This is a genomic window from Streptomyces sp. WAC 04229 (genome assembly GCF_003947455.1).
In the GTDB taxonomy this organism is placed as follows: domain Bacteria; phylum Actinomycetota; class Actinomycetes; order Streptomycetales; family Streptomycetaceae; genus Streptomyces.
On record NZ_QHJH01000041.1, the window covers coordinates 34,278 to 47,340 of the forward strand.

The window sequence follows — 13,063 nt, forward strand, 5'->3', positions numbered from 1 at the left end:
GTGTCTGAGAACTCTTCGGTTCGGCACGGTCTGACCAGCGCCCAGCACGAGGTGTGGCTCGCGCAGCAGCTGGACCCGCGCGGCGCGCACTACCGGACCGGGTCCTGCCTGGAGATCGACGGGCCGCTGGACCACGCGCTGCTGAGCGCGGCCCTGCGGCACACCGTGGCCGAGACGGAGACGCTCTGCTCCCGCTTCCTCACCGACGAGGAGGGCCGGCCGTACCGCGCGTACTGCCCGCCCGCGCCGGAGGGTTCGGACGCCGTCGAGGACCCGGACGGGGTGCCGTACACCCCCGTGCTGCTGCGCCACATCGACCTCTCCGGCCACGAGGACCCCGCGGGCGAGGCACAGCGGTGGATGGAGCGGGACCGCGCGACGCCGCTGCCGCTCGACCGACCCGGCCTCAGCAGCCACGCCCTGTTCACGCTCGGCGGCGGCCGGCACGTGTACTACCTGGGCGTCCACCACATCGTCATCGACGGCACCAGCATGGCCCTGTTCTACGAGCGGCTGGCCGAGGTCTACCGCGCGCTGCGGGACGCGCGCGAGGTGCCGGCGCACTCCTTCGGGGACACGGACCGGATGGTGGCCGGCGAGGAGGCCTACCGCGGCTCGGCGCGGCACGAGCGCGACCGCGCCTACTGGACCGGCCTGTTCGCCGACCGTCCCGAGCCCGTCTCCCTCACCGGCCGGGGCGGCGCCCGGGTGCTCGCGCCGACCGTGCGGAGCCTGTCCCTCGGCCCGGAGCGCACGGGCGTGCTCGACGACGCCGCCGAGGCGACCGGCGCGCACTGGGCCCGCGTGGTGATCGCCGGCGTGGGCGCCTTCGTGCACCGGATGACGGGCGCCCGGGACATCGTGGTCTCCGTACCGGTCACCGGCCGCTACGGCGCGAGCGCCCGGGTGACGCCCGGCATGGTCTCCAACCGGCTGCCGCTGCGGCTGGCCGTGCACCCCGGTGACCGCTTCGCGCGGGTGGTCGAGAACGTGTCCGCGGCGATGAGCGGCCTGATGGCGCACAGCCGCTACCGCGGCGAGGACCTCGACCGCGAGCTGGGCGGCTCCGGGGTGTCGGGACCCACCGTCAACGTCATGCCGTACATCAGGCCGGTGGACTTCGGCGGGCCGGTCGGCCTGATGCGCAGCATCAGTTCGGGCCCGACGGCCGACCTGAACATCGTGCTGTCCGGCACCCCCGAGGCCGGGCTCCGCGTCGACTTCGAGGGCAACCCGCAAGTGTACGGCGCCCGGGACCTGGACTCGTTGCAGGAACGCTTCGTCCGGTTCCTGACCGAGCTGGCGGCCGACCCCGCGCGCTCCGTCGACGACGTGGCGCTGCTCACGCCGGACGAGCGGGACCTCGTCCTCGACGGGTGGAACGACACCGTGCGCGAGGTGCCCGCCGCGACGCTGCCCGGACTGCTCGCCGCGCGGGCCGCGCGCACCCCGGACCACGAGGCCGTCGTGTTCGAGGGCACCTCGCTGACCTACGCCGAACTGGACGCCCGCGCCGAGCGGCTGGCAGCCGCGCTGGCCGCCCGGGGCGCCGGTCCGGAACGCTTCGTCGCGGTGGCCGTGCCCCGGTCCGCCGAGCTGGTCGTGGCGCTGGTGGCGGTGGTCCGGACGGGCGCGGCGTACGTGCCCGTCGACCCCGGCTATCCGGCCGACCGCATCGCGCACATCGTGCGGGACGCGGGCGCGATGCTCGTCCTGACCACGCGCGAGGCCGAGGAGCGGCTGCCGCGGGACGGCACGCCCCGGCTGCTCCTCGACGACCCGGCCGCCTCCCCGGAGCCCGCCGCCACCGCGCCGACGGCGGCGCCCTCCCCCGACCACCCGGCCTACGTCATCTACACCTCGGGCTCCACCGGCCGCCCCAAGGGCGTCGTGGTCTCGCACCGGGCGATCGTCAACCGCCTGGCCTGGATGCAGGACACCTACGGCCTGGAACCGTCCGACCGCGTGCTGCAGAAGACGCCCTCCGGCTTCGACGTGTCCGTGTGGGAGTTCTTCTGGCCGCTCGTCCAGGGCGCCACCCTGGTCGTCGCCCGGCCCGAGGGCCACCTGGACCCCGCCTACCTGGCCGACACCGTCCGCAGCGCGGGCGTGACCACCCTGCACTTCGTGCCGTCGATGCTCGACGTGTTCCTGCGCGAGCCGTCCGCGTCCGCGCTGAGCGGCCTGCGCCGGGTCTTCTGCAGCGGCGAGGCCCTCTCGGCGGAGCTGCGCGCCCGCTTCCGTGCCGTGTCGGACGTGCCGCTGCACAATCTGTACGGGCCCACCGAGGCCGCCGTCGACGTGACGTACTGGCCGTGCGCCGAGGACACCGGTGACGGGCCGGTGCCGATCGGACGCCCGGTGTGGAACACCCGGATGTACGTGCTGGACGCCGCGCTGCGCCCGGTCCCGCCCGGCGTGCCCGGCGAGCTGTACATCGCCGGCGTGCAGCTGGCCCGCGGCTACCTGGGCCGCCCCGGACTCAGCGCCGAACGCTTCACCGCCGACCCGCACGGGGCGCCCGGCAGCCGGATGTACCGCACCGGCGACCTCGCGCGCTGGAACCACGACGGCAGCCTCGACTACCTGGGCCGCGCCGACCACCAGGTCAAGCTGCGCGGCTTCCGCATCGAACTCGGCGAGATCGAGGCGGCGCTGGTGCGGCAGCCGGAGGTCGCCCAGGCCGCCGTCGTCCTGCGCGAGGACCGGCCCGGCGACCAGCGGCTCGTCGGCTACACCGTGCCCGCGCCGGGCGCGGAGGCGGACGCCGCACTGCTCACCGCGCGCCTGCGCGAGCTGCTGCCCGGCTACATGGTGCCCGCGGCCTTCGTCACCCTGCCCGAGCTGCCGGTCACCCCGAACGGCAAGCTCGACCGCAGGGCCCTGCCCGCCCCCGCCCGCACCGAGCGCTCCGCCGGGCGGGCCCCGGGCACCCCGAACGAGGAGCTGCTGTGCGCGCTCTTCGCCGAGGTGCTCGGCGTCGACGAGGTCGGCGTCGACGACAGCTTCTTCGAACTGGGCGGCCACTCCCTGCTCGCCACCCGGCTGATCAGCCGCATCCGCGCCGCGGCCGGCGCGGAGGTGCCGATCCAGCGGGTCTTCGAGTCGCCGAGCGTGGCGGAGCTGGCCCCGGCGCTGGCGGAGACCGGGCGGGCCCGCGCGGCGGTCACCGCCCGGCCGCGCCCCGAGCGGCTGCCGCTCTCCTTCGCGCAGCAGCGCCTCTGGTTCATCCACCAGTACGAGGGACCCTCGCCGCTGTACAACATCCCGGCGGCGCTGCGGCTGACCGGCGCGGTGGACGAGGCCGCGCTGTCGGCGGCCGTCGGCGACGTGGTGGCCCGGCACGAGAGCCTGCGCACGGTCTTCGCCGAGGACGCCCACGGACCCCACCAGGTGATCCTCTCCCCCGAGGGGGCCCCGTGCCGCCTGGAGACGCTGGACAGCGCCCCGGAGCGGCTGGCCGACGACCTGGCGCGCACCGCCCGGCACCGCTTCGACCTCACCCGCGACGTGCCGCTGCGGGCCACGTTGCTGCGGGTGGCGTCCGAGGACCACGTCCTGCTCCTCGTGCTGCACCACATCGCGGGCGACGGCTGGTCGCTGGCGCCCCTCGCCCGTGACCTGGGCACCGCCTACGCCGCCCGGTCGGCCGGTGCGGCCCCCGACTGGGCGCCGCTGCCGGTGCAGTACGCCGACTACACGCTCTGGCAGCGCGAACTGCTCGGCACCGGCGGCGACGAGGCCGGGAGTGCGGGCGGCGAGGGCGCCCGGCAGCTCGCGCACTGGCGCAAGGCGCTCGCCGGGCTGCCGGAGCGGCTGGAGCTGCCCACCGACCGGCCGCGTCCCGTGCGCCGCGACAACTCCGGCGCCCGCCTCGACCTGACGGTGCCCGCCGCCCTGCACCGCTCGCTGGCCGCGCTGGCCGCCGAGACGCGGACCAGTGTCTTCATGGTGCTCCAGGCGGCCCTCGCGGGGCTGCTGACGCGGCTCGGCGCGGGCGAGGACGTGCCGATCGGCTCGACCATCGCCGGCCGCACCGACGCGGCGGTGGAGAACCTGGTCGGGTTCTTCGTCAACACGCTGGTGCTGCGCACCGACACCAGCGGCGACCCGGCCTTCCGCGACCTGCTCGGCCGGGTCCGCGAGCGCGACCTGGCCGCCTACGCCCACCAGGACCTGCCCTTCGAGCGGCTCGTCGAGGCGGTCAACCCCGACCGCGCCACCTCCCACCACCCGCTGTTCCAGGTGATGCTGACCTTCGACACCACCCAGCAGGACGCCCTGGGCGAGCTGGGACGGCTGCCCGGGATCAGCACGTCGCGACTGCCGGTGCACACCGGGCTGTCCCGCTTCGACCTCGTCCTCGCCTTCGACGAGCGGCGGGACGCGGACGGCGGGCAGGCCGGTCTCGACCTCGCCGTGGAGTTCAGCACCGAACTCTTCGACGCGGGGACCGTGCGCACACTCACCGAGCGGCTGCTGCGGCTGCTCACGGCGGTCGCCGACGACCCGGACCTGCGGCTGGGCGACGTCGACGTGCTCGTCCCCGGCGAGCACCACGACCTGCTGGTGACCGCCAACCGGCCGGACGGCGCGCCCGCTGCCTCCTCGCCCGTCACCGCCACGCTGCCCGAGCTGTTCGAGCGGCAGGCCGCCCGGCACCCGGGCCGGACCGCGCTGACCTTCGAGGGCACCTCGCTCTCCTACGCCGACCTCAACGCCCGCGCCAACCGCCTGGCCCGGCAGCTGACGGCGCGCGGCATCGGCCCCGACGCCCTGGTCGCCCTCGCCCTGCCGCGCTCGCCCGAGCTGGTCGTGGCGCTGCTCGCGGTGGTCAAGTCGGGCGCCGCCTACGTGCCCTTGGACCCGGACTACCCGGCCGACCGGCTCGCCCACGCGCTGTCCGACTCCGCGCCCGCGGCCCTGCTCACCGACCGCGCCACCGCCGACCGGCTGCCCGCCCACGAGGTGCCCCGCATCGTCCTCGGCGAGGCGGACGGCCACCCGTACCCCGCCACCGACCTGACGCAGGACGAGCGGGTCCGGCCCCTCGACCCGGCGGACACCGCCTACGTCATCTACACCTCCGGCTCGACCGGACGCCCCAAGGGCGTGGCCGTGCCGCACCGCAACGTCGTGCGGCTCTTCTCCGCCACCGAGCACTGGTTCGGCTTCGACGAGCACGACGTGTGGACGCTGTTCCACTCGTACGCCTTCGACTTCTCGGTGTGGGAGCTGTGGGGGCCGCTGCTGCACGGCGGCCGGCTCGTCGTCGTCCCGCACGACGTGAGCCGGGACCCCGCCGCGTTCCTCTCCCTGCTCGCCCGCGAGCGGGTCACCGTCCTCAACCAGACGCCGTCCGCGTTCCACCAGCTGGCCGCCGCCGACCGCGAGAACCGCGAGGAACTCGCCCTGCGCACCGTGGTGTTCGGCGGCGAGGCCCTCGACCTGTCCCGGCTGGCCGACTGGTACGAGCGGCACGCCGAGGACGCGCCGGCGCTGGTCAACATGTACGGCATCACCGAGACCACCGTGCACGTCTCGCACTTCGCCCTGGACCGCGCCACGGCGGCCGCCTCGTCGGCGAGCACGATCGGCGTCAACATCCCCGACCTGCGCGTCTACGTCCTCGACGACCACCTGCGCCCCGCCCCGCCCGGCGTCACCGGCGAGATGTACGTGGCCGGCGCGGGACTGGCCCGCGGCTACCTGGGCCGCCCGGCGCTCACCGCGGACCGGTTCCCCGCCGACCCGTACGCGGCCCTGTTCGGCGAGCACGGCACCCGGATGTACCGCACCGGTGACCTGGCCAGGCGCCGCACCGACGGCGGCCTGGACTACCTGGGCCGCGCCGACCAGCAGGTGAAGATCCGCGGCTTCCGCATCGAGCCCGGCGAGATCGAGGCCGTGCTCGCCGCGCACCCCGCCGTCGACGACGTGGCCGTGGTGGCGCGCGAGGACGTCCAGGGCGACCCGCGGCTCGTCGCGTACGTGGTCACGGGCACCGACACGTCCGCCCGCGCGCTGCACGACCACGCCGCCGGGCACCTGCCCGACCACATGCTGCCGTCGGCGTTCGTCACCCTGGACGTGCTGCCGCTGACGCCCAACGGCAAGCTCGACGCCAAGGCGCTGCCCGCCCCCGCCCACGCGGGGCAGGTCACCGGACGCGCCCCGCGCGGCCCGCGCGAGGAGATCCTGTGCTCGCTCTTCGCCGAGGTGCTCGGGGTGCCCCGGCTGACCGTCGACGACAGCTTCTTCGACCTCGGCGGCCACTCCCTGCTCGCCACCCGGCTGGCCGCCCGCATCCGCAGCACCCTCGGCGTCGAACTGTCCGTGCGGCGGCTGTTCGAGAGCCCGACCGTGGCCGGGCTGTCCGCCGTCCTGGACGGGGCCGAGCGGGCCGGGACGGCGCTGACGGCGGGGCCGCGCCCGGATCGGCTGCCCCTGTCGTACGCCCAGCAGCGGCTCTGGTTCCTGCACCAGCTCGAAGGCCCCTCCCCCACCTACAACATCACCGGCGCGCTGCGGCTGACCGGCGCCCTCGTCCCGGAGGGGCTGCGCGCGGCCTTCCAGGACGTCGTCGTACGCCACGAGAGCCTGCGGACCGTCTTCACCGAGGACGCGCAGGGCGCCCGGCAGACCGTCCTGGACGCCGCCGGCGTGCGCTTCGGCCTGCCGGTCACCGACCTCACCGAGGACGCGCTCGGCCGCCGCCTCGAAGAGGCCGCCCGGCACTGCTTCGACCTGACGGCCGACATCCCGGTGCGCGCGGAGCTGTTCCGGCTCGGCGCGGACGAGCACGTCCTGCTGCTGATGGTCCACCACATCGCCGGTGACGGCTGGTCCCTCGGCCCGCTGGTCCGCGACCTGGCCGCCGCCTACACCGCCCGTGCGGCCGGCCGCGCCCCCGACTGGGCGCCGCTGCCCGTGCAGTACGCGGACCACACCCTGTGGCAGCGGGCCTCGCTCGGGGACGCCTCCGACGGCACCAGCCCCGCCGGCCGCCAGCTCGCGCACTGGAAGAAGGCTTTGGCCGGGCTGCCCGACCGGCTCGAACTGCCCGCGGACCGGCCGCTGCCGGCGGTCGCCTCGCACCGCGGCGGCCGGGTCCCGCTGACCGTCCCCGCCGACCTGCACCGGGGCGCGGTGGAGCTGGCCAGGGAGTCCCGCACCAGCGTCTTCATGGTGCTCCAGGCGGCCCTGGCGGCCCTGCTGACCCGGCTGGGCGCGGGCGACGACATCCCCCTGGGCACCCCGGTGGCGGGCCGCGGCGACGACGCCGTGGACCAGGTCGTCGGTTTCTTCGTCAACACCCTGGTGCTGCGCACCGACACCAGCGGCGACCCCACCTTCCGGGACCTCCTCGACCGGGTGCGGGACACCGACCTGAGCGCCTACGACCACCAGGACCTGCCCTTCGAGCACCTGGTGGACGTCCTCTCACCGACCAGGTCGCTCTCCCACAACCCGCTCTTCCAGGTGCTGCTCAGCCTGGACACCACCCAGCAGGACGCCCTCGCCGCGCTCGCCACCACCGGCCTCGGCGTGAGCCTGATCGACGTGACCACCGGCGTCGCCAAGCTGGACCTCGCCCTCGAACTCGCCGAGCACCGTGACGCCGACGGCGCCCCCGCCGGGCTGGTGGGCGCGGCCGAGTACAGCGCGGACCTGTTCGACGAGGGCACGGTCGCGCTGCTGGTGGAGCGGTTCCTGCGGCTCCTGGAGGCGCTGGTCGCCGATCCGGGCCGCCGCATCGGCGACGTGGACGTGCTCAGCGCCCGGGAGCTGGACCGCGTCCTGGTCGAGTGGAACGACACCGCCCGCAGGCCGGTCGACCGCACCTTCGCCGACTACGTCGCCCAGCACGCCGCCGACCGCCCGGACCACCTCGCCGTGGAGTCCGCCGACGGGACCCTGACCTACGGCGAGCTGAACGAGCGCGCCAACCGGCTGGCCCGCCGCTTCCTCGAACTGGGCGCCGGCCCCGAGCGGTTCGCAGCGGTCGCCCTCCCCCGCTCCGCGGACCTGGTCGTCTCCGCGCTCGCCGCGTTCAAGGCGGGCGCGGCCTACCTGCCCGTCGACCCGGCCTACCCCGCCGAGCGGATCACCCACCTCGTCCGGGACGCGGCCCCCGCCCTCGTCGTCACCACGTCCGCCCTGGCCGCCGGCCTCCCCGACACGGGGACGCCCGTCCTCCTCCTCGACGACGCCGGGACCGCGACGGCCCTCGCCGCGCTCCCCGGCCACGACGTCACCGACGCCGACCGGCCGTCCCCGCTGCGTCCCGAGCACCCCGCGTACATGATCTACACCTCGGGAACGACGGGCCGCCCCAAGGGAGTCGTCGTCACCCACACCGGGCTGCCCGGCCTCGTGGACATCTTCACCCGCGACTGCGCGGCGGGCCCGGGCGGCAAGGTCCTCCAGCATCTCTCGCCGAGCTTCGACGCGTCGTTCTGGGAGCTGGCGATGGGCCTGCTCACCGGCGCCGCCCTGGTCGTGGCACCGCCGGAGACCACGCCGGGGCCCGAGCTGGCCGAGCTGGCGACCCGGCACGCGGCGACCCACCTGAGCCTGACGACCTCCGTCCTCGGGCTGCTGCCGGAGGGGTCGCTGCCCGGCGGGCTGACCCTCGTCGTGGGCGCCGAGGCGATCCCGCCCGAGCTGGTGGAGCGCTGGTCGCCGGGCCGGACGATGCTCAACTCCTACGGTCCCACCGAGACCACGGTCTGCTCCACGATGAGCGGGCCGCTGTCCGGCCCCCTCACCCCGCCCATCGGCTCCCCCGTCACCAACAGCGCCGTCTACGTGCTGGACGCGGCCCTGCGCCCCGTCCCGCCCGGCGTGCCCGGTGAGCTGTACGCCGCCGGACCGCACCTGGCCCGCGGCTACCACGCCCGCCCCGCCCTGACCTCCGAGCGGTTCGTGGCCAACCCCTTCGGCGGCCCCGGCACCCGCCTCTACCGCACCGGCGACCTGGTGCGCTGGCTGCCCGACGGCGAGCTGGAGTACCTGGGACGCGTCGACACCCAGGTCAAGATCCGCGGCCTGCGGATCGAGCCCACCGAGATCGAGGCGGTCGTCACCGAGCGCCCGCACCTGGCCCGGGCGGCCGTGATCGTCCGCGAGGACCGGCCCGGCGACCGGCGGCTCGTCGCCTACGTCGTGCCCGAGACCGGCCGCACCGTCGACACCGCCGCGCTCCGCGCCGAACTGCGCGAGACCCTGCCCGACCACATGATCCCGACCGCTTTCGTCGTGCTGGAAGCGCTGCCGCTGACCATCAACGGCAAGCTGGACCGCAAGGCGCTGCCCGCCCCCGACTACTCCGCCCGCACCTCGGGCCGGGCCGCCCGCGACCCGCGCGAGCGGCTGCTGGTCGACCTGTTCGGCGAGATCCTCGGCGTGGAGTCGCCCGGCGTGGACGACGGATTCTTCGACCTGGGCGGCGACAGCATCCTCTCCATCCAGCTCGTCGGCCGCGCCCGCGCGGCGGGCCTGGTCCTGTCCGTGCGGGACGTCTTCGAGCACCAGACGCCCGCCCTGCTCGCCCGGTCGGCCGCCGAAACGCCCGGCCCGGACGACGCCGCGCGGGACTCCGACGTCCCGGCGTACGGCCCGGCGCCGCGGACCCCGATGATGGGCTGGTTCGCCGATCTCGGCTCCGGCAAGGCCGAGTTCAACCAGTCACTGGTCCTGCGCGTGCCCGCCGCCCTCGACTTCGACACGCTCGGCGCCGCGCTGCGGGCCGTGCTCGACCGTCACGACGCGCTGCGCATGCGGGTGGCCGACGACTGGACCATCGAGATCCCGGAGCCGGGCTCCGTGACACCGGCCGACTGCCTGGTCCGCTTCGACGCCGTACGCCTCGACGAGTCCGCCGTGCGCGCCGCGGTCACCGAGCAGGCGTGGGCGGCCCGCGCCCGCCTGGCTCCCGCCGACGGCCGCATGCTCCAGGCCGTCTGGCTCGACCGGGGCGCCGCCCAGGACGGTCTGCTCGTGCTGGTCGCCAACCACCTGGTCATGGACGGCGTCACCTGGCGCATCCTCATCCCCGACCTGGCGGCGGCCTACGCCGGCGACGCCCTCGCCCCCGTGGGCACACCGTGGCGCCGGTGGGCGCTGGCCCTGACCGACCTGGCCGCACAGCCGCGGACCGAGGACGAGCTGGACCACTGGCGTGCGGTACTCGGCGACACCCCGCGCGCGCTGCACGTGGACCCCGCGCGGGACACCCACGCGACCGCGGGCGAGATCACCGCCGAACTCGACGCGGAGACCACCGAGGCCCTGCTCACCCGGGTCCCCGGCGTCTGCCACGCGACCATCAACGACGTACTGCTGAGCACCTTCGCCCTGGCCGTCGCCCAGTGGCGGCACGGCCGCTCCGAGGACCCCGCCGCACCCGTCGTCGTGGACCTGGAGAGCCACGGCCGCCACGAGGAGGCCGTTCCGGGAGCCGAACTCAGCCGCACCGCCGGATGGTTCACGTCGATGTACCCGGTCCGGCTGGCCCCGCCCGCCCTCTCCGGCAACGCCGGATCGGCGATCCGGGCGCTGAAGGCCGTCAAGGAGCAGCTGCGCGCCGTACCGGGCGACGGCCTCGGCTACGGCCTGCTGCGCCACCTCAACCCGCGCACCCGGGAAGCCCTCGCCGCGCTGCCCGTACCGGAGTTCGGCTTCAACTACCTGGGCCAGATCGGCCAGGAGGGAGCCGACGAGGCCCCGTGGACCATCGAGGGCGGCGATGTCGCCGGCATCGACGGTGCCATGCCGCTCGCCCACCCGGTGGACGTGAACGCCGTCGCCCGGGAGACCCCCGACGGCACCCGGCTGCGCGCACGCTGGACCTACTCCCGCACCGAGCTGGAGCCCGAGGACGCCCAGCGGCTGGCCGACGCCTGGTTCCGGACGCTGCGCCTCCTGGTCGAGGAGGCCCGGCAGCCCGGCGCGGGCGGCCTCACCCCCTCCGACATCGCCCACCCCTCACTCGCCCAGGACGAGATCGAGCATCTGGAGGACACCCTCCCCGGCCTCCAGGACGTCCTGCCCCTCGCGCCGCTCCAGGAGGGCTTCCTCTTCCTCAACCTGTACGACGAGTCCGCCCGCGACGTCTACGTCGGCCAGCTCTCCTTCGACCTGGCTGGCGACTTCGACGGTACCCGGATGCGCGCGGCGGCCCACGCCCTGCTGCGCCGTCACGCCAACCTGCGGGCCGGGTTCCGGCAGACCGGGTCCGGCGCGTGGGTGCAGGTGGTCCCCGCCGACGTCGAACCGGACTGGAGCGAGTACGACCTGACCGACCGCGCCCAGGACGCACGTGAGGCCGAGGCCGGACGGCTGGCGGCCGCGGACCGGGAACGCCGCTTCGACCTCACCAGCCCGCCGCTGATGCGCTTCACGGCGATCCGCCTGACCGCCGACCGCGTCCGCCTGGTGATGACCAACCACCACATCGTGCTCGACGGCTGGTCCATGCCCCTGCTCTGGCAGGAACTGACCGAGCTGTACGTCTCCGGCGGCGACCCCGTGAGCCTGCCCCGGGTCCGCCCGTACCGCGACTACCTGGCCTGGCTCGACGCCCGCGACCGGGATGCGGCAAGGACCGCCTGGCGGGAGTCCCTGTCCGGCCTCGAAGAGACCACCCTCCTCGCCCCGGGCGCCGGCCCGGCCGAGACGGCGCCCTCGAGCGTCCCGTTCGGCCTGGACGGGGACGCCACGGCGGCCCTCTCCGCGTGGGCGCGGGGGCAGGGCGTGACCATGAACACCGTGGTCCAGGGCGCCTGGGCTCTCGCCCTGGCCCAGGCCACCGGCCGCGACGGCGTGGTCTTCGGCGCCACCGTCTCCGGCCGCCCGCCCGAGCTGCCCGGCGTCGAATCGATGATCGGCCTGTTCATCAACACCCTGCCCGTCCGCGCCCGCCTCGACCACGCCGAACCCCTGGGCGCCCTCTTCCGCCGCCTCCAGGCCGAACAGGCCCGACTGCTGGACCACCAGTGGGCCGGACTCGCCGACATCCAGCGCTGGGCCGGACACGGCGAACTCTTCGACACCGCCATGGTCTTCCAGAACTACCCGGTGAGCGCCGACACGACGAGCCGCCAGCTCGACGGGCTGCGGGTGGCAGGCTTCGACGCGGTCGAGAGCACGGACTTCGCCGTCAACCTCGTGGCCCACACCCGCGACGACAGCCTGCGGCTGCGCCTCGACCACCGCGCGGACACCTGCTCCGGCGACCTGGTCCGCTCGCTGGCGGACCGGATGCTGCGCGTCCTGGAGACCTTGATCTCCGACGCGGACCTGCCCGTCGCCCACCTGGACACCCTCGACCCGGCCGACCGGGAGCGGGTCCTGGTGGAGTGGAACGGAGCGCGGACCGAGCTTCCCGGGACGCCGCTGCACGAACTGATCACCGAGCAGACCGAACGGACGCCGGACGCGGTCGCCGTGGTGTGTGACGGGGCCACGCTTACGTATGCCGAGCTGGACGGGCGCGCCAACCAGCTCGCCCGGCACCTGCTGGAACAGGGCCTGGGCGCGGAGGACTTCGCCGCGATCGCACTGCCGAAGTCGCTGGACGCGATCATCAGCATGCTGGCCGTACTCAAGACCGGTGCCGCCTACCTGCCCATCGACCCGGAGTACCCCGCCGAGCGCATCAACTACATGCTCGACGATGCGCGACCGGCGCTCGTTCTCACCGAGCCGTTGGCCCCGGCGGCGTATGAGGGTCGTCCCGACGGGCCTCTCACGGACGCCGAGCGCCGCAGCCCGTGGTCGCCGCGCCACGCGGCCTACATGATCTACACCTCCGGCTCCACCGGCCGCCCCAAGGGCGTCGTCATCGAACACCACGCCCTCGCCACCTACCTCCACCGAGCCCGCACCACCTACAGCGCCGTGAACGGCGCCACCCTCCTGCACTCACCCCTCGCCTTCGACCTCACCATCACCGCCCTGTGGACCCCCCTCACCGCCGGCGGAACCGTCCACCTCACCACCCTGGAAGAAACCGCAACCCAGCCGACCCTCATCAAGGCCACCCCCAGCCACCTCCCCC

At 75.0% G+C, this 13,063-nt stretch carries 1 protein-coding gene; it reads left to right on the forward strand.

Features of this window, described 5'->3' with window-relative positions:
* A partial coding sequence (locus DMH12_RS14450; protein WP_125491974.1) for a non-ribosomal peptide synthetase occupies positions 1–13,063 on the forward strand: 13,063 nt, incomplete at its 3' end.